Source organism: Pseudomonas sp. CK-NBRI-02, assembly GCF_008124495.1.
Lineage (GTDB): Bacteria > Pseudomonadota > Gammaproteobacteria > Pseudomonadales > Pseudomonadaceae > Aquipseudomonas > Aquipseudomonas guariconensis.
Window position 1 is genome coordinate 267,896 of sequence record NZ_VSJH01000008.1, and the last position, 16,313, is coordinate 284,208.

General features: G+C 63.6%; 19 protein-coding genes and 1 tRNA gene. 8 read left to right on the forward strand and 12 right to left on the reverse strand.

Annotated elements, in window-relative coordinates:
- Positions 1 to 7: 7 nt before the first annotated feature.
- The 8 genes from DQ397_RS09025 to DQ397_RS09060 form a co-directional block, all read right to left on the reverse strand.
- Positions 8 to 283, reverse strand: coding sequence for a gamma-butyrobetaine hydroxylase-like domain-containing protein (locus DQ397_RS09025; RefSeq protein WP_043208227.1), 276 nt, complete (start codon positions 281 to 283; stop codon positions 8 to 10).
- Positions 283 to 1,248 (reverse strand): HEAT repeat domain-containing protein, encoded by a 966-nt coding sequence (locus tag DQ397_RS09030; protein WP_043208225.1) that lies wholly within the window; start codon positions 1,246 to 1,248, stop codon positions 283 to 285. The genes DQ397_RS09025 and DQ397_RS09030 overlap by 1 nt, the downstream gene beginning before the upstream one ends.
- Positions 1,245 to 2,102, reverse strand: a complete 858-nt coding sequence (locus tag DQ397_RS09035) for an ABC transporter ATP-binding protein (RefSeq protein WP_043208223.1) — start codon at positions 2,100 to 2,102, stop codon at positions 1,245 to 1,247. Before DQ397_RS09035 ends, DQ397_RS09030 begins: the two co-directional genes overlap by 4 nt.
- Positions 2,102 to 2,884: an ABC transporter permease gene (locus DQ397_RS09040; protein WP_043208222.1), complete on the reverse strand. Its 783-nt coding sequence runs from the start codon at positions 2,882 to 2,884 to the stop codon at positions 2,102 to 2,104. The genes DQ397_RS09035 and DQ397_RS09040 overlap by 1 nt, the downstream gene beginning before the upstream one ends.
- A 15-nt stretch (positions 2,885 to 2,899) precedes the next feature.
- Complete coding sequence (locus DQ397_RS09045) at positions 2,900 to 4,306, reverse strand: ABC transporter substrate-binding protein (protein WP_043208221.1); 1,407 nt, start codon at positions 4,304 to 4,306, stop codon at positions 2,900 to 2,902.
- Positions 4,307 to 4,429: 123 nt separating this feature from the next.
- Positions 4,430 to 4,675, reverse strand: coding sequence for a ferredoxin family protein (locus DQ397_RS09050; protein WP_043208219.1), 246 nt, complete (start codon positions 4,673 to 4,675; stop codon positions 4,430 to 4,432).
- A gap of 112 nt (positions 4,676 to 4,787) precedes the next feature.
- On the reverse strand, positions 4,788 to 6,512 hold the full coding sequence (locus DQ397_RS09055; RefSeq protein WP_043208217.1) for a fumarate reductase/succinate dehydrogenase flavoprotein subunit: 1,725 nt from the start codon (positions 6,510 to 6,512) through the stop codon (positions 4,788 to 4,790).
- Positions 6,509 to 7,258, reverse strand: coding sequence for a GntR family transcriptional regulator (locus DQ397_RS09060; protein WP_043208214.1), 750 nt, complete (start codon positions 7,256 to 7,258; stop codon positions 6,509 to 6,511). The genes DQ397_RS09055 and DQ397_RS09060 overlap by 4 nt, the downstream gene beginning before the upstream one ends.
- Before the next feature lie 185 nt (positions 7,259 to 7,443).
- On the opposite strand from DQ397_RS09060, the gene DQ397_RS09065 reads away from it, so the two are divergent.
- The 6 genes from DQ397_RS09065 (at position 7,444) to DQ397_RS09090 (ending at position 11,763) form a co-directional block, all read left to right on the forward strand.
- Positions 7,444 to 7,520 (forward strand) — tRNA-Arg (locus DQ397_RS09065).
- Positions 7,521 to 7,731: 211 nt separating this feature from the next.
- Entirely contained in the window at positions 7,732 to 8,241 is a 510-nt protein-coding gene (locus DQ397_RS09070; RefSeq protein WP_232092057.1) for a hypothetical protein, read from the forward strand.
- An 11-nt stretch (positions 8,242 to 8,252) separates the two neighbouring features.
- The gene (locus DQ397_RS09075) at positions 8,253 to 8,783 is read left to right on the forward strand and encodes a DUF5384 family protein (RefSeq protein ID WP_043208212.1); all 531 of its coding nucleotides are present in this window, start codon (positions 8,253 to 8,255) and stop codon (positions 8,781 to 8,783) included.
- A gap of 55 nt (positions 8,784 to 8,838) precedes the next feature.
- Complete coding sequence (locus DQ397_RS09080) at positions 8,839 to 9,162, forward strand: hypothetical protein (RefSeq protein WP_043208210.1); 324 nt, start codon at positions 8,839 to 8,841, stop codon at positions 9,160 to 9,162.
- Between the two features lie 151 nt (positions 9,163 to 9,313).
- Positions 9,314 to 11,047 carry a dipeptidase gene (locus DQ397_RS09085; RefSeq protein WP_043208208.1) on the forward strand — a complete coding sequence of 578 codons (1,734 nt, stop codon included), beginning with the start codon at positions 9,314 to 9,316 and terminating at the stop codon, positions 11,045 to 11,047.
- A 278-nt stretch (positions 11,048 to 11,325) separates the two neighbouring features.
- Complete coding sequence (locus tag DQ397_RS09090) at positions 11,326 to 11,763, forward strand: CBS domain-containing protein (protein WP_043208206.1); 438 nt, start codon at positions 11,326 to 11,328, stop codon at positions 11,761 to 11,763.
- A gap of 89 nt (positions 11,764 to 11,852) precedes the next feature.
- On the opposite strand, the gene DQ397_RS09095 is transcribed toward DQ397_RS09090, so the two are convergent.
- The 3 genes from DQ397_RS09095 to DQ397_RS09105 form a co-directional block, all read right to left on the reverse strand.
- Positions 11,853 to 12,491: a hypothetical protein gene (locus tag DQ397_RS09095; protein WP_043208204.1), complete on the reverse strand. Its 639-nt coding sequence runs from the start codon at positions 12,489 to 12,491 to the stop codon at positions 11,853 to 11,855.
- 70 nt (positions 12,492 to 12,561) lie between these two features.
- Entirely contained in the window at positions 12,562 to 12,804 is a 243-nt protein-coding gene (locus DQ397_RS09100; protein ID WP_043208202.1) for a DUF2789 domain-containing protein, read from the reverse strand.
- 60 nt (positions 12,805 to 12,864) lie between these two features.
- Positions 12,865 to 13,323 carry an aminoacyl-tRNA deacylase gene (locus DQ397_RS09105; protein WP_043208200.1) on the reverse strand — a complete coding sequence of 153 codons (459 nt, stop codon included), beginning with the start codon at positions 13,321 to 13,323 and terminating at the stop codon, positions 12,865 to 12,867.
- A 96-nt stretch (positions 13,324 to 13,419) separates the two neighbouring features.
- Here DQ397_RS09105 and DQ397_RS09110 point away from each other — a divergent pair, with 96 nt between their 5' ends.
- Positions 13,420 to 14,766, forward strand: a complete 1,347-nt coding sequence (locus DQ397_RS09110; RefSeq protein WP_043208198.1) for a nodulation protein NfeD — start codon at positions 13,420 to 13,422, stop codon at positions 14,764 to 14,766.
- Between the two features lie 2 nt (positions 14,767 to 14,768).
- Positions 14,769 to 15,521 (forward strand): slipin family protein, encoded by a 753-nt coding sequence (locus tag DQ397_RS09115; protein WP_043208196.1) that lies wholly within the window; start codon positions 14,769 to 14,771, stop codon positions 15,519 to 15,521.
- Positions 15,522 to 15,576: 55 nt separating this feature from the next.
- Here DQ397_RS09115 and DQ397_RS09120 read toward each other — a convergent pair whose 3' ends face one another.
- Positions 15,577 to 16,209: a LysE family transporter gene (locus DQ397_RS09120; RefSeq protein ID WP_043208194.1), complete on the reverse strand. Its 633-nt coding sequence runs from the start codon at positions 16,207 to 16,209 to the stop codon at positions 15,577 to 15,579.
- Between the last annotated feature and the right edge of the window lie 104 nt (positions 16,210 to 16,313).

Below are 16,313 nucleotides of genomic sequence, written 5' to 3' on the forward strand. Positions count from 1 at the left end.
GGCAACCTCACCCTAGGTCCCGCAGGTATGCCCAAGGGAAGATCCCGCGCTCATGCCCATCGCTGAACACCAGCTGCACGCCATACCCCTGCACCTCGATCCGCTCTACACGCACATCCTCACGTACCACGGCGATGCCACCGCGCAACTTCGCCGCGCGGCATTGCGAGCAGGGGCAGGCGCCGCGCAGGCGGGCATGGCTGACGATCTGCAACGCATCGGGCCAGTGCACGGCCAATTCGCCTCGCCCATGCAGGTTGCGCAGCGACTGGGGCGCGTTCATCACGCCGCCCCTTGCAGTTGCGCCAGGGCAATGCGCACGGCCTTGCGCACCTCGGGGTCGCCATCGGCCTCGGCGGCCTGCAGCGCTGGCAACGCCCGGGCCTGGCCCAACTCGCCCAGGGCCAGCGCTGCCTCTTTGCGCAGATTGGCGATGGCATGCCCGAGCAGCTGGGCCAGGGCATCCAACGCCTCGCCATGGCGCAGGCGGCCCAACGCCCGTGCCGCACGCAGGCGCACCTGCCAGTAGCTGTCGTCCAAGGCCGCGATCAATGCAGGCCCGGCAGCGCCCAATCCGACCTTGCCCAGCGTGGTGGCAGCTTCTTCGCGTACTTGCCAGGCCTCGTCCCTTAGCGCTGCGACCAATGCCGGCAGCACGCTGGTATCGCGGGCCAGGCCCAGAGCGCCGATGGCAGCACGGCGAACTTCGGTGTCAGTCTCTTCCCCGGCCAGCCGCGCCAGCGCCGGCAAGGCGGGGGCATGCTTGAGCCAGCCGAGGATGCCCACGGCCTCTCGACGCACCGAAGCGTCGGCGTCATCGAGGGCCAGCAGCGCAGGGCCTGCAGCGTCCTCCAGGCGCAGCTCACGCAATGCCCGCAAGGCACTGGCGCGAACGAACGCGTCGGCATGACTGGCCCACGGCAGGATGAGCGTGCCCGCCTCCAGGGACTTGAGTTCGCTCAGACTCTGGGCCGCCGCCAGGCGCACCGGCTCGGCGACATCGGCCAAGGCGGCACACAACGCCTGCACCACTTCGGGCTCTTCCCAGGCTTCCAGCAGGCGCGCGGCTTCGGCGCGGACCTCGACATGCGGATCGACCAGCAGGGCATCGGTCAGCCAGGGCAGGCCGTCCGGGTCTTCCAGGTCGGCCAGTTCGATCAGGGCGATACGCCGCACGCCAGCATCGGCATCGGCCAGGCGTGGCAGCAGCGGGAGGATGTCAGGGTTATCAGTGATTCGTTCGGTCATAGGGCTATCCGCAGCGGTGGATGATCGGTGCCGGGCAGGCCCAGCGGGGTCAGGCGCGGCAGTTCGCGGCCTTCTTCGTGGCGCAGCAGCGCCAGGCAATGGCGCTTGAGATGGGTGAATTCGGGGCTTGTCAAAAGGCTTGCGCGACGTGGCCGCGGGAAGCTCAGTGGCAGGTCCTCGATGAAGCGTCCGGGTCGCGGGCTCATCACCAGGATGCGATCGGCGAGGAACAGCGCCTCGTCGATGTCATGGGTGACGAACACCACGGTGGTGCGAATGCCACTCCAGACCTCCAGCAACAGCTCTTGCATGCGCGAGCGGGTCTGGGCATCGAGCGCGCCGAAGGGTTCGTCCATCAACAGCAGATGTGGGCGGTTGATCAGCACGCGGGCGATTTCGGCGCGTTGCTGCATGCCGCCGGAAAGCTGGCTCGGCCAGCGCTCGGCGAAGTCGGCGAGCCCCACCCGTTGCAACATGTCCTGGGCGCGGCGCTGGCGCTCGGCCTTGCCCACGCCCTGCATCTTCAGGCCGAAGGCGACGTTGTCGAGCACGCTGCGCCAGGGCAGCAAGGTGTGGTGCTGGAACACCATGCCGCGCTGGGGCGAAGGGCCTTCGACTGCCTGGCCATCGACCTCGAGCCGCCCGGCGCTGGGCGCCAGGTGGCCGGCTAAGGCGCCGAGCAGGGTTGATTTGCCACAGCCCGAAGGCCCGAGGATGCACACGAACTCGCCTGGAGCGACGGCAAAGTCCAGGGTTTGCACCGCCTCGAAGGCATCGCGCCCCTGGCCCAGGCGGATCGACACGCCATGCGCCTCGATGCGTCCGGCCTGCGGCGCCTGTCGATAGCTGTTCATCAGGCTGCCCTCCGCGCGCGGTACCAGGGAGTGGCCAGCGCGCCCAGGCGCTTGACCAGGGTGCTGCTGCCCATGCCCAGCACGCCGATCAACAGCATGCCGACGATGATGTCCGGGTAGTTCTGCAAGGTGTAGGACTCCCAGGTGTAATAGCCGATGCCGAACTGTCCGGAGATCATCTCGGCGGTGACCAGGCAAAACCACGACGTGCCCATGCCGATGGCCAGCCCGGTGACGATGCTCGGCAGCGCGCCCGGCAATACCACCTCACGCAGGATCGCGCCGCGTCCTGCGCCTAGGCTGCGCGCCGAGGCCACCAGGCGCGGGTCGACCGCCTCTGCGCCGTGCACGGTATTGAGCAGGATGGGAAACAGCGCGCCGGTGAAGGTGATGAACACCATCGACAGCTCAGACGACGGAAACATCAGGATCGCCAGCGGAATCCAGGCCACCGCCGGAATCGGCCGCAGCACTTCCAGCGGTGGCAACAGGGTGTCCTCGGCCCACGTCGAGCGACCGATCAACAGCCCTAGCGCGACACCCAACACTGCGGCGGCCAGATAACCGGCGAATACCCGCGCCAGGCTGCTGGACACATGCGCCAGCAAGGCGCTCGATGCCAACAGCTGCCAGGCGGCCTCGAGCACGGCACTCGGCGTGGGCACATAGGTGAACGTGAACAGGCCAAGGTCCAACTTCTGGCTGGCCGCCACCTGCCAGAAAAGCAGGCAGGCCAGCAAGGACGCCAGGCGCAGCGGCCAGCGCGTGAGGTCGCGGGTCATGACATTGCCTCCGGATCAGCGCTGGGCGAGCAGCTTGCGGTTGGCACTGACGAAGTCCAGCGCCTCACCGCCGTGGGCTTTGGCGTACTGTTCGGCCTGGTCCTTGAGCAGGAAGGCCGCCAGCTCGCCCTTGGCGTTGCGCACGAACCAGGCCTGGTTGGCCAGCAGCTTGATGCCGCTGTCGGCGGCCTGGGCGTAGATCGCGCGGATGTCCTTGCCCTCCTGTTCCAGTTGCGCCAGGGCGCCGAGGGCGGCCTCTGGCGAGGCGTAGTGGCGGACCTTGTCTTCGCCGCGCACCCAGATCTGCGCCAGGCGGCTGAAATCTTTGATCGGCTGGCCAGTCAGCGCATCGGTGGCACTGAGCGGCAGTGGAGCGTAGTTCTTCAGCGCCTTGTCGTAGTCCAGGCCAGCCTGCTTGAAGGCGGCGCGGATGTACTGATCGTCGATGAACTGGGCGGTGTCCAGGCCTCGGTCGGTCTTCTTCAGTAGCTTGAGGGTATCGATGGATGTGGCCACGGCCTGGCGGTACTCAGGTTTCCAGGTCAGGTCGCGGGTCTGCAGGCCCAGCGGGCCGTGGAACAGGTAGTTCACCTCGGCTTCGATGCCAGTGACCTTCTCGATCAGCTCGCTGTACTTCTCGGGCTCGGCGGCGATCAGACGGTCGGCTTCGAGGCTGGCGCGCAGGTAGGCGGTGACCACTTCTGGGTACTGCTTGGCATAGTCGGCATCGACCAGGGCGCCATGGAAGGTCGGTGCGTTGGCCTGGGCGCCGTCGTAGATCTTGCGGGCGAAACCACGGTTGGGGAACAGCTCGGCGAAGGGCACGAAGTCGGCGTGCGCCTCGATGCGGTTGCTGCGCAACGCCGAGCCTGCGATCTCTGGGGCCTGGGCGATGATGCGCACGTCTTTTTGCGGGTCCCAGCCCTGGGCGGCGACGGCGCGCAGCAGCATGCCATGGGCGGTGGAGGCGAACGGCACCGAGATGGTCTTGCCCTTGAGTTCGGAGAGCGCCTGCACGGTCGACGCCGCCGGCACCACGATGCCGTTGCCGCTGCCCTGTACGCTGCCGGACAGCACACTGATGAACAGGCTGCGCTTGCCAGCATCCAGATGCGCGACGCCATTGAACGAGCCGGGGAAGTCGGCCATGGCGCCGAAGTCCAGCTTGCCCGCGACCATTTCGTTGGTCAGCGGCGCGCCACTGGTGAAGTTCTTCCACTCGACCTGGTAGGTCGCGTCCTTGTACTTGCCGTCATGGGGCAGGTACTTCTCCAGCAGGCCCAGCTCACGGATCAGCAGGCCACCAGTGGCGCAGTTGATGGTGGTGTCCTGGGTGCCGATGGCGATGCGGATGGTTTCGGCGTTGGCATTCAGGCCAATGGTTGCCAGCGCGAGGCCGGCCACGGTTGCTGCAAGGCGCATGGTGTTTCCCCTCGAATCGTTTTTAGGTGTTGGCGTCGTCTCCGCCACCTGGCGCGGTGGTGGGAAACGAGGGGGCATTTCGAATGGGCGTCCGGTGGTGGGCCGGATGGCGTGTGGCGTGGTTCAGCGCAGCAGGTAGGGAATGTCCACCTTCACCGCGCCGGTCGGGCAGTCTTTCTCGCACGGCATGCAGTACCAGCATTCGTCGAAGGCCATGTAGGCCTTCTGGGTCGCCGGGTTGATGGCCAGCAGGTCCATGGGGCAGACCTCGACGCAGACGGTGCAGCCTTTCTCGGCGATGCATTTGTCTTCGTCGATGGTGACCGGGGCGTTGCTGCGAAAGAAAATCTCTTGGGGTTGGTAGGCCATTTCACGGAGTCCTCGGGGTTCGTTGAGCCTCTGCACCGTCCTGCGGGGGCAAGGTCTTGCCCGGCGGTGCCTTGTTCGCGGGCAAAGCCGCTCCCACTGGGTTCGTCGATGCCTAGGCAGCGTCGGCTTTGACCCGCAGCCGGTCATAGGCAGTCTGCTCTTGGGCATCCAGGGCAATCAGGTAGGGCTCGATGGGTTTCTTGAAGCTGGTCATCTGGCCGTCCTCGCCTTTCTTCAGGTGGCAATGGCAGAACCACTCGCCATCGTTGCGCTCCGGGAAATCCACCCGATGGTGATACAGCCCCCAGCGGCTCTCCTCGCGGAACAGCGAAGCCCTTGCGGCCATCTCGGCGCAGTCGCGGATCACGCTCACTTCCATGGCACGCATCAGCTCATGGGGGTTGCTGGCCTTCATCTGCGACAGGTCACGCTCGATCTCGGCAAAGCGGGCCAGGCCGATCTCCATCTTCTTGGTCACCTTCGGCGGCTGCAGATAGTCGTTGACCATGCGCCGCAGCTTGTACTCGACCTGGGCCGGTGGCAGGCCGTGTTCGCGGTGCAAAGGCGCGAACACCCGTTCGCGCTCGCGCTCGACCTGAGCCGTGTCCACCTCGGCGAAGGGGCGCCCAGCGACGTAGCGGGCAGCGTTGACCCCAGCGAACCAGCCATAGGTGAAAGCGCCGAGCATGTAGTTGTGCGGCACTGCAGCCATGTCACCGGCGGCATACAGGCCGCGAACACTGGTTTCGGCCTTTTCGTTGACCCACACACCAGAGGCTGAATGCCCGGAGCAGAAGCCGATCTCGGAGATGTGCATCTCGACCATGTGCTGGCGGTAATCGGTGCCACGGTTGGCGTGGAACTGCCCACGGCTGGGGCGCTCGTTGCTGTGCAGGATCTCTTCGATGTTTTGGATGGTCTCCTCGGCCAGGTGATCGAGCTTGAGGAACACCGGACCGTTGCCGCCTTCGAGCTCCTGGTGGAACTCCCACATCATCTGCCCGCTCCAGTAGTCGCACTCGATGAAGCGCTCGCCCTTGCTGTTGGCGGTGTAACCACCCAGGGGGCCGGTGACGTAGGCGCAGGCCGGGCCGTTGTAGTCCTTGATCAGCGGGTTGATCTGGAAGCACTCCAGATTCGCAAGCTCCGCCCCCGCGTGATAGGCCATGGCGTAGCCATCGCCGGCATTGGTCGGGTTCTCATAGGTGCCCATCAGGTAGCCCGACGAGGGCAGGCCCAGCCGTCCGGCCGCACCACAGGCGAGGATCACCGCCTTGGCGCGGATCACCTGGAACTCTGCGCTGCGGCAATCGAAGCCCATGACCCCGGCAGCGGCACCTTCGCCATCGAGCAGCACGCGGGTGCAGACCATGCGATTGGTGATCTCGACCCGCGCGCGTTTGAGTTGGCGATAGAGGACCTTCTTGATGTCGTGGCCCTCGGGCATGGGAAGCACGTAAGCCCCCATGTGGTGGACCTTCTTCACCGCGTAGTCGCCGGTCTCGTCCTTCTCGAACTTCACGCCCCAGCGGTCCAGTTGCTCGAGGGTTTCGAAGCTGTGGGTGGCGTAGGCATACACAGCGGCCTGATTGACGATACCGTCGTTGGCTACGGTGATTTCCTTGGTGTACTGCTCGGGCGTGGCGTGGCCTGGAATGATCGCGTTGTTCAGGCCGTCCATGCCCATGCTGATGGCACCGCTGCGCTTGACGTTGGCTTTGTCCAGCAGCAGCACGCGCAAGGACTTGTCCTGTTCCTTGGCCTTGATCGCGGCCATAGGCCCTGCGGTGCCGCCGCCGATGACGATGATGTCGTAGTCGCGGGTCTCGATGCTCATGCCTTGGCTCCCTTCTGGCGGTCGATGCGCAGGCGGTACTGGAAGGCATCGCCGCGGTAGTAGAGGTGTTCGAAGTCCAGCGGCGTGCCGTCGGCGGCGTGGGTCAGACGCTCGATGCGCATGATTGGCGAGCCCTCCTCCACTTCCAGCGCCTGGGTCAGGTCGGCATCGGCCAGCACTGCATCGATGGCCAGGTCGGCGTGGCCCAGGGCGATGCCACAGTCGTTTTCCAGCAGCAGGAAGATGTCGCGGGTGACCAGGTCAGCCTTTTCGAGCTTTTCGCCAACGGCCTTGGGCAGCCAGGTCAGTTCCAGCGACACCGGCTCACGGTTGATCAGCCGCACCCGGCGGATCTCAGTGACCAAGCTGCCCTCCTCCACCTGCAGACGCTCGGCCACCAGTGCACTGGCCGGTACATGACGGAAGCTGCGCAGGCGGTTGATCACCTCGTAACCCATTTGGCTCATGGATTCGCCCAGGCCTTGCAGGGTGGTGACGTTCTGGAACGCCTTGGGCTTGGCAACGAAGGTGCCTTTGCCATGGATCTTGAAGATCAGACCCTCCTTCTGCAGATCGCCCAAGGCCTGGCGCACAGTGATGCGGCTGACGTCGAAGGCCTTGCCAAGCTCGGCTTCGGAGGGCATGCGGCTGTGGGGCGGATAGGTTCCGTCGAGGATGCGCTCACGCAGCAGCTCCTTGAGCTGGCTGTACAGCGGTACCGGGGACAGGGGGAGCAATTCGGCCATGATTCTCTTCACTCTGACGTGACTTGTTATAACAAGTTGTGACCAGAGGATAGCGCATAAGCGTTACGTGAGAAATATCGTTTTCGAATATGGATATTTTCCGCGACCATGCCGTTGTGGCAAAAACAGCTACAGATCAAGGCGATGGACGCAACCCCACGAGATGGGTATCATTGCGCCCCGTTGCACTCGTAGCTCAGCTGGATAGAGTACTGCCCTCCGAAGGCAGGGGTCGTGGGTTCGAATCCCGCCGAGTGCGCCATGTATCACCGAAGCCCGCCTTGTGCGGGCTTTGTCGTTTCTGGCCGGTTGATACATCCCTTCCAGCGTTATTCCTGTTTGCGCTAACCCCCTTACTTCTTGATTCGACCAGCTTTACCGAAGCGAAACTCTGCGCTTAAAATGATGGCATTACGCCTCCATTAGAAATGGACTGCTGCAAGGTTACTCACACCCCTCCAAGGAATTTGGGAATGAAAATGCTGAAACAGTGTCTGCCATTGGCCGTTGCCGCCGTTCTCGTAGGTTGCCAGGCAACCGGCGAGCAGTACCAATCAGATGTGTTTGACGCCAGCCAGGTGAACACTCAGCAAGAGGCCAAGACCGTGAAGATCCTCACGGTTTCTCCGACCAAGATCAAAGTCAGCAACGAGAAGAACAAGAAAGCCGCGATGATGGTCGGTGGTGTTCTGGGCGCTTTGGGTGGTGCAGCATTGGGCGCAGGCCACAACAAGGACACCGCTATCGTCGGCGGCGTCGCCGGTGGTGCCGGTGGTGCTATGGCAGGCTCGCTGGTCAGCGACACCTCCCTGGTGCCAGGCGTGCTGATCGGTTACCAGGAAAACGGCAAGATCTACACCTCGGCCCAGGTTGGCCGTCCATGCGACTTCGAGGTGGGTGGTATTTCCCTCATGGTCATGACCATGGCCAACGAAACCCGCATTCAACCAAATGCCACCTGCCCAGAACCGAAGAAGAGCTGAGGTCGGCAGGCATGAAATCTATTGTTCTGGGCACCGCCCTCGCACTGTCTGCCGCTACCGCCATGGCCGGTCAGTTCGATCAGCTGTATCAAATCGAACAACAGACCAAACAGGCTGAAGCCGCAGCGCAAACCGAACGCCTGCGCCAGGCCGAAGCGGCCCAGCGGCGTGCCGATGCCCGCGAAGCAGCCGCCCGCCAGCAGCGCGCCGCCGCCCAGCGTGCCGCCGCCCAGCGCGCGGCTGAACAGCAGCAGGCACAGGCGGCTGAGCGCAAGCGCGTGCAGGCCCGTGAAGAAGGCTATGAAGACGAATTGCGCGCATTGGAGCTGGAAGAGCGCCGCCTGGCCTTGCAAGCGAAAAAAGCCAAGGTCGCCCGCGCCAACGATTACATCGATGCCGAACTGCGCGACAGCGCCGCACGCACCGACGTGATCCAGTCCAATGCCGATGCCGCCCGCAACGTGACCTCAGGCACCAAGTCCTTGCTCGAAGATGCTGGCAAGGCAGAGGTCAAGCGCGCTGGCAGCCTGTTCGGCGAATAACCATTCATAGGAGCCCCCGGTGCAGCATCGGGGCGCCTACTGCAGAGATCACACCATGCTACGACTGATCACGCTGGCCGCAGCGGGCCTGCTGCTGAGCGGCTGTCTGAAAGAAGAAGCCGAGTTCCCCACCGTCGACCTGCATGGTCGGCTGGTCGTCGATCAAGCGATGACCGACTCGCGTCAGGCACAGGGCATCCAGGGCGAGTATTTCAAACGCGTCCTGAGCGTCAACGGCCAGGACATGGATTTTGGCGACTTCGTCAAGCAATATTGCCCGGACAGCAACACCCGCAACGAAACCTGCATCAAGGCTTTTCGTATCAAGAAAATCGACGATGTCAGTGGCGCTACGCGGTTCTTGCCCAACGGGCTCTGATTACGCAGGCCCCAACTCACAAAGGCCCAGATCACGACCTGGGCCTTTTCGTTGCTGTGACACCCTCCCGCCTCCAAGTCATTGATGTTAGCGTGAGCATCCACGTGCGCCCTGCACGGACATTCACGATTCGCGAAGGAGTGCGACATCCATGTATCTCAGAAAACTCGCTGCCACGACGCTGTTGCTGGCCGGCATTGGTTTTTACAGCCTCCAGGCCCAGGCCAACCTCTCCGTGCAGCAGTCCAGTGCCATTCTCACGGCCTTCGAAGGCCAGGAACCAACGGACTTCAAACAGTTCATCGGCAAGCTCAACGACAGCCACCTGGCCAAGGCCGACACGCTGAACGAAACGCTGACCACCTACCTGGCCGGCAAGCCGCTCAACGCTGATCAGCAAAACGAGATCAACCGACTGCTCGGCCTGTACACCCGGATCAAATACGGCAAGGCAGCCACCGAAACCCTGCGCGAGCTGGTGGCCATTCCGACCTTCCAGGTCGAGGGCGTTCCGCAGCACGAGAATCCGCAGTTCCTCAAAATCGCCGAAAAGATCAAGACCCTGGCCGAGGGCTTCGGTCTGAAGTTCCGCAACATCGACAACCGGGTCTATGAAATCTCCCTGGGCGACAACGACAAGGAAGTCGTCGGTATCCACGCCCACGCCGATGTGGTGCCGGTGAACCCGGATAACTGGAAACTCGAAGACGGCACGCGCCTGGACCCGTTCAAGGTGACCCTGGTAGGGGACCGCATGTACGGGCGTGGCACCGAGGACGACAAGAACGGCATCGTCGTGGCGCTGTACGCGCTCAAGGTGGCCAAGGACGAAAAACTGCCGCTGGCCCGGCAGTTCAAGCTGCTGGTGGACACCACTGAAGAAACCAGCGGTGATGCCATCCCCTACTATTTCGCCCGCAACCCGGTGCCCAACTACAACCTGGCGCTCGATGGCGGCTATCCAGTGGTGATCGCCGAAAAAGGCTATGGCACCGTTATGGCGAGCTTCCATCGGCGTCCGGCCACCGGCACGGGCGCGGAAGTCACCACACTCACCGGCGGCCTGGCCACCAACCAGATCCCCACCACTTCGGTGGCGACCCTGCTCGGCGACAATCCCGCCGCCCTGGCCGATGCCCTGAACAAGGCAGGCGCCGAGTACGTCAAGCGCAACGGTGGCGACTTCACCATCGACGCCAAGGTGGCCGGCAAGGAAGTGATCCTCACAGTGACCGGTGTCTCGGCCCACTCTTCGGAGCCTGAATCGGGCGTCAACCCGGTTTCGCGGATGCTCGTCTTCCTCAATGGCCTGGGCAACCAAGTGCCCCTCAAGCAAAACCACATCACCGATGTGGCGCGCTATGCGGCAGACAACTGGGGGCTGGACTACCTGGGCAAACAGCTGGGCGTGAACTTCGAAGACAAGTTCATGGGGCCGCTGACCGCCTCGCTGACCTACGTCGGGCTCGACCAGAAAGCCCTCAAGCTTGCGGTGAACCTGCGCATCCCCAAAGGCAAGCCGCTGCCCACCCTCAAGGACGAGCTGGCCGACAAGCTGGGCACCTGGGCGCGCGGCAGCCACACCTCGGTGGCCTTCGAGTACAGCCTCGACGAGCCGATGTACCGCAACCCCGAGGGTGAATGGGTCAAGGCCCTGCTGGATGTGGCCAGCCAGAACCTGGGCCTGCCTCACGAGTTCGGCACCTCTGCTGGCGCCACCTCGGTGCATGACCTGCCTAACGGCGTGCAGTTCGGCCTGGCGATGCCCAACGTGAAGTACACCGGGCACAACGACAACGAGTTCAAGACCGTGGAGCAGTTCATGCTGGATCTGCAGATCGTCAGTGAGATGATCGCGCGGATTGGACAGATGCCCAAACTCTGATCGGCATTCTGCAAGCCGTGCCGGTTGCCCACTCCCACATTGTCCATCCAAGGCCTTGTGGGAGCGGCTGTCTTGAATGCCTTGATCCTATTGAGCCTGGGGCCGCTGTGCGGTCCATCGCTGTGCTGGCCTGTTACAGATGCGCGCGAGCAGGCCTTTTAAAGATCACATGACGTTTTTCAATCGAGTCCATGCCGTTTCCTGCATTGCCGTGCAGGCTGGCGTGCCGGATGCTTTAGTTATTCCGACACATCGGTTTTCACCCCGCAGAGGCCCGTATGAAGAACGTCGAACAAATCCTCAAGACCAAGTCCCAGCATCAGACCGTCTACACCATCGGCCCTGACGACTCGGTGCTCGACGCCCTGAAGCTGCTGGCGGAGAAGAACGTCGGTGCCTTGCCGGTGGTGGAAAACAACCAAGTGGTGGGGATCGTCAGTGAGCGCGACTACGCCCGCAAGCTGGTGCTCAAGGGGCGCTCATCGGCGGCGACGCCAGTGCGCGAGATCATGAGTGCGCCGGTGGTCACGGTCGAGCCCAGGCAGAGCCTGGAGTACTGCATGAACCTGATGACCGACCGGCACCTGCGCCATCTGCCGGTGGTGAGCAACGGCGAGTTGCTCGGCCTGCTGTCGATCGGCGACTTGGTCAAGGAAACCATCGCCGAACAGGCCAATCTCATCATGCAGTTGGAGCAGTACATCCGCGGTGATTGATACCTGCTGAGTGGCCGCACTCGTCCGTCCGGTTCTCAGGGCTGCTGTGCTCCCGTCGCAGCGGCTCCATGGCGCTTGGCTCCCAGACGCTAGTGGTATGCGCGCTCCAGCTCGTCCAACTGGTGGTCGAAGCTGCGCAGGCGCGCTGACCAGGTGTACACCAACACCTCAAGGTCCCGATTGAGCACCGCGGTATTGCCGCCATCGCGGCCCTGGGGGTCGCACAGGTCCAGCTGATAGCGCTCGCGCGCCATGGCCGTGGCTACGCTGGAAAGGTCGCGGGCGTTGGCCAACCAGCGGTGTTGATGGTCACGGATCTCGCGGTCCAGTTCCCGGCACTGACGCTTGAGCGCGTCCAGACTCTGCTCCAGGGGTGTGCCCTTGAGCTCACCCATGACCTCTTCGAAGGTCCGCCCTGAATGCCAGTAGCTACCCCAGAAATAGCGATCGAAAACCGTCTCGACCCGACGCAGGGCGACCTTGGTGTTCCAGATGGTCACCAACGTATGCCCCTGGATCACCTCGCGCTTGTTCAAGCGCAACTGTTGCCAGGCGCTCCAGGCCAGAGCGCAAAGCGCCACCGCCGCCGTGATGGCGGCGGCGGCATACATGAACTGCAGCGCGTGGTCCATGGAGTGGACGTGGCGGATGCCGTAGAAGTAACCGGCCGTCAGCGTGCCCAGGATCGTCACGGAGCACCAGAAGCCTGATGCGTAGGGATCTTTCATCGCGCTATCCCCTGTTGTTTTACCTGAGCATAGCAACGGCCAATTCACCCATCAGGTGCCGCTCGGCGCTTTATTTGCGGGGGCGACGCAAGGCCTCGTTGAGTTGATCGAACGGCACGGCCCAATCGGCATCCTCTATCACGCTCTCCTTGAGAAAGGCCCGCTGGGCCTCGGTCCAGAACGGCGCATCCACCAGTTTGATCTCGTTCTTGAGTGGTGAATGCGTGGTGATGAACTTGTCGATGCTCTCGGCATCGTCCGCCAGCCCCAGTTGCTTGAACAGTTCGGCGAATGGATGGTTCGGTGCTTCCATGGTGCCTCCTCGGGCCGGGCGGCCGTCCACGACGCCGGCCCGGCAGTGGGTTGATGATCATCAGCACAGTTCGCGCACTTCGGCGCGGGGAACCAGCTTGAGGTATTGCTCCATGCTCATGTGGATCAGGTGATCGTGATCCCCCGCCTCCAGATAGACATCACCCTGGCGGGTAAGGCTCGGGTCGAGCAGCATTTTTATGTCATAGGCATCGCCCAGGGCTGGCACAGCGCCGCGCTCGCAGTCGCCGAACAGACTCGGCAGGCCGCTTTCACGGGTCAGTTGCCAGGCGCCGGACATACGCACCTTGCTCATGTCCAGATGGCGGTTGGCCGGTAGCACGGCCATGATGTAGTTGCCATGCCGGTCATCGAGCATCACCGACTTGGCGACCCGCTCGGCAGGTACGCCGGCCGTGCGCGCCGATTCCAGGCTCGTGGCCGAGTGAGGATGGGGAATGATGTCGTAGTCGCAGTTGGCCTTGTCCAGGCGCTGCTGCAGGGTTTTGGCCATACGCATGATGCACCTCCGGTTTACCCCCATCTAGGAAGTTTAGGCCGAGGTCCGGCGGGTACGACTAAACTTCGGTGACAGGCCCGGACAAGGTGACGACAGGTGATCGCTCGCGGCTGGCGCTGGCTGCTGCTGATGCTCGTGCTCGGCATGGTTCCGAGTGGCTTTGCAGCGCCCGGTGCCAGCGTCTGGTTGCTGGATGTCGACGATGCCATCGGCCCAGCCACTGCCGACTACCTGGTACGCGGCCTGGAACAGGCACAGGCACAAAACGCACAACTGGTGGTGATCCGCCTGGACACCCCGGGCGGGCTGGACAGCGCCATGCGCCAGATCATCAAGGCGATTCTCGCAAGCCCCGTGCCCGTGGCCAGCTTCGTCGCCCCCAGCGGGGCCCGGGCAGCCAGCGCCGGCACCTATATCCTCTATGCCAGCCACGTGGCCGCCATGGCGCCAAGCACCAATCTGGGCGCCGCCACGCCTGTGCAGATCGGGGCGGCACCGCCGGGCAAACCTGAGCCCAACGCGCTGCGCGAAGACGACACCCTGGCGCGCAAGCAGGTCAATGATGCCGCCGCGTACATTCGCGGTCTGGCCCTGCTGCGTGGGCGCAACGCCGAGTGGGCAGAGAAGGCCGTGCGCGAGGCGGTCAGCCTGTCGGCCAGCGAGGCGGTGCGCATCAAAGTCATCGACCAATTGGCCGATGACCTCCCGGACCTGTTGAAGCAACTGGACGGCAAGACCTTCATCGCTGCCGGCCAGCCGCGCCAGTTACACACCGCCGGCGCCGCCATCGTCGAACACCTGCCGGACTGGCGCACCCGACTGCTAGCAGTGATCACCAATCCCAGCGTGGCGCTCATCCTGATCATGATCGGGATCTATGGCTTGCTGTTCGAGTTCATGAACCCGGGCTCCGGCGTCGGCGGTGTGATCGGTGGCATCTGCCTGCTGCTGGCCCTGTACGCCATGCAGTTGCTGCCGGTGAGCTATGCGGGGGTAGCGCTGATCCTACTGGGCGTGACCTTCATGGTCGCCGAGGCGTTCTTGCCGAGCTTCGGTGTGGTCGGCTTCGGCGGCATCGTCGCGTTCGTGGTCGGCGCGGTGATTCTCATGGACACCGACGCACCGGGCTTCGGCATTCCTCTGGGGCTGATCGTCGCCTTGGCGGCGGTCTCGGCACTGTTGCTCGGCGGCGTCTTGGGCATGGCCATCAAGGCCAGGCGACGCGCCTTGGTCAGTGGCGATGCCGGGCTGGTGGGCAGCTTGGTCACGGTGACCCAGGTGGTGGCAGACAATCCGTTCTGCGGCTCTGTGCAGGCCCAGGGCGAACAATGGCAAGTCCAGTGCGCGACCCCGCTGCAGCCTGGCCAACATGTGCGCGTGACGGCCCGCCATGGCGTGATGCTGGAGGTCAGTGCCACCGCGCCCTGCGCGCAAGGAGAGTGAAGATGTTCGTTCAATTCGGTTTTGGCGCCTTGCTGGCGGTCATCGGCCTGCTGTTGCTGTCGGCCCTGCGCATCCTGCGCGAGTACGAGCGGGGCGTGGTGTTCCAACTGGGGCGCTTCTGGCAGGTCAAAGGGCCGGGCTTGATCATCCTGATCCCGGGGATCCAGCAGATGGTGCGGGTCGATCTGCGCACCGTGGTACTCGACGTGCCGCCCCAGGACGTGATCACCCGCGACAACGTCTCGGTCAAGGTCAATGCCGTGTTGTACTTTCGCGTGCTCGACCCGCAGAAGGCGATCATCCAGGTGGAAGACTTTCTCAGCGCCACCAGCCAGCTGGCCCAGACCACCCTGCGCGCGGTACTCGGCAAGCATGAGCTGGACGAACTGCTGGCCGAGCGTGAGCAGCTCAACTTGGACATACGCCAAGTGCTCGACGCGCAGACCGATGCGTGGGGCATCAAGGTGGCCAACGTCGAGATCAAGCACGTTGACCTCAATGAATCGATGGTTCGGGCCATCGCCCGTCAGGCCGAAGCCGAGCGTGAACGGCGGGCCAAAGTGATCCACGCCGAAGGTGAACTGCAGGCCTCGGAGAAGCTGATGCAGGCGGCGCAGATGTTGAGCAAGGAGCCAGGGGCGATGCAGTTGCGCTACATGCAGACGCTGGGGGCGATTGCCGGGGACAAGAGCTCGACCATCGTGTTTCCGCTGCCGGTGGACTTGCTCAAGGGGTTGGTCGATAAGCCCCGTTGATCCTCACTGCAGCCCCCACCGGCTCGAAGCCAAGCCTGTGGGGGCTGCGAACGGTTCAGACCGGCGCGCGGCGCAAGGTCGCCAGAAACGCCGCCGCACCGATGAACAGGCCGGCAAACGTGCGGTTCATGCGCTTTTGCTGCTTTGGCGTGCGCAGCAACCGCAGTACGCGGGCCGCCAGGCCGGTGTAGCCGGCCATGACCAGCATGTCCACGGTGATCATGGTGCCGGTGATGGCCAGGTACTGGGGTACCAGCGGCGCATGCGGATTGATGAATTGCGGCAACACCGCGAGCATGAACACCAGTGCCTTGGGGTTGCTGACGTTGACCAGGAAACCGCGGAACACCAGGCTCATCGGCTTGCCGATAGGCCGCACGCCCGAGGTGTCATTCATGTCCATGGGCAAGGCGCGCCACTGTTTGTAGGCCAGGTACACAAGGTAAGCGACGCCGAACCATTTGATGAGCTGGAAGGCGGTGGCCGAGGCGGCAAGGATGGCGCCCACACCGGCGGCGATCACGGCGATCTGCACGATCAGGCCCAGTTGCAGGCCCAGGGCATTCCAGTAGCCACGCCAGAACCCGTACTGCAGCCCGCTGGACATCGAGGCGATGGCCCCGGCACCCGGCGACAGGCTGATTACCCAGCACGCGGCAAAGAAGGCCAACCAGGTTTCCATCGACATCGCACACCTCGCTCTGACATATCTTGCAAAACGTAAAGCTAAGGGGTTGGTGAAAAAATCACCAGCGATATTTCGTGGCTTCTATCATCCCCACAAAGACACCA

Coding starts and splice junctions, on each gene's coding strand:
- DQ397_RS09090 (WP_043208206.1), top strand. CDS start 11,326: ATGAAGAACGTCGAACAAATCCTCAAGACCAAGTCCCAGCATCAGACC.
- DQ397_RS09030 (WP_043208225.1), bottom strand. CDS start 1,248: ATGACCGAACGAATCACTGATAACCCTGACATCCTCCCGCTGCTGCCA.
- DQ397_RS09035 (WP_043208223.1), bottom strand. CDS start 2,102: ATGAACAGCTATCGACAGGCGCCGCAGGCCGGACGCATCGAGGCGCAT.
- DQ397_RS09040 (WP_043208222.1), bottom strand. CDS start 2,884: ATGACCCGCGACCTCACGCGCTGGCCGCTGCGCCTGGCGTCCTTGCTG.
- DQ397_RS09025 (WP_043208227.1), bottom strand. CDS start 283: ATGAACGCGCCCCAGTCGCTGCGCAACCTGCATGGGCGAGGCGAATTG.
- DQ397_RS09095 (WP_043208204.1), bottom strand. CDS start 12,491: ATGAAAGATCCCTACGCATCAGGCTTCTGGTGCTCCGTGACGATCCTG.
- DQ397_RS09045 (WP_043208221.1), bottom strand. CDS start 4,306: ATGCGCCTTGCAGCAACCGTGGCCGGCCTCGCGCTGGCAACCATTGGC.
- DQ397_RS09075 (WP_043208212.1), top strand. CDS start 8,253: ATGAAATCTATTGTTCTGGGCACCGCCCTCGCACTGTCTGCCGCTACC.
- DQ397_RS09055 (WP_043208217.1), bottom strand. CDS start 6,512: ATGAGCATCGAGACCCGCGACTACGACATCATCGTCATCGGCGGCGGC.
- DQ397_RS09050 (WP_043208219.1), bottom strand. CDS start 4,675: ATGGCCTACCAACCCCAAGAGATTTTCTTTCGCAGCAACGCCCCGGTC.
- DQ397_RS09120 (WP_043208194.1), bottom strand. CDS start 16,209: ATGTCGATGGAAACCTGGTTGGCCTTCTTTGCCGCGTGCTGGGTAATC.
- DQ397_RS09100 (WP_043208202.1), bottom strand. CDS start 12,804: ATGGAAGCACCGAACCATCCATTCGCCGAACTGTTCAAGCAACTGGGG.
- DQ397_RS09115 (WP_043208196.1), top strand. CDS start 14,769: ATGTTCGTTCAATTCGGTTTTGGCGCCTTGCTGGCGGTCATCGGCCTG.
- DQ397_RS09105 (WP_043208200.1), bottom strand. CDS start 13,323: ATGCGTATGGCCAAAACCCTGCAGCAGCGCCTGGACAAGGCCAACTGC.
- DQ397_RS09070 (WP_232092057.1), top strand. CDS start 7,732: ATGAAAATGCTGAAACAGTGTCTGCCATTGGCCGTTGCCGCCGTTCTC.
- DQ397_RS09060 (WP_043208214.1), bottom strand. CDS start 7,258: ATGGCCGAATTGCTCCCCCTGTCCCCGGTACCGCTGTACAGCCAGCTC.
- DQ397_RS09080 (WP_043208210.1), top strand. CDS start 8,839: ATGCTACGACTGATCACGCTGGCCGCAGCGGGCCTGCTGCTGAGCGGC.
- DQ397_RS09085 (WP_043208208.1), top strand. CDS start 9,314: ATGTATCTCAGAAAACTCGCTGCCACGACGCTGTTGCTGGCCGGCATT.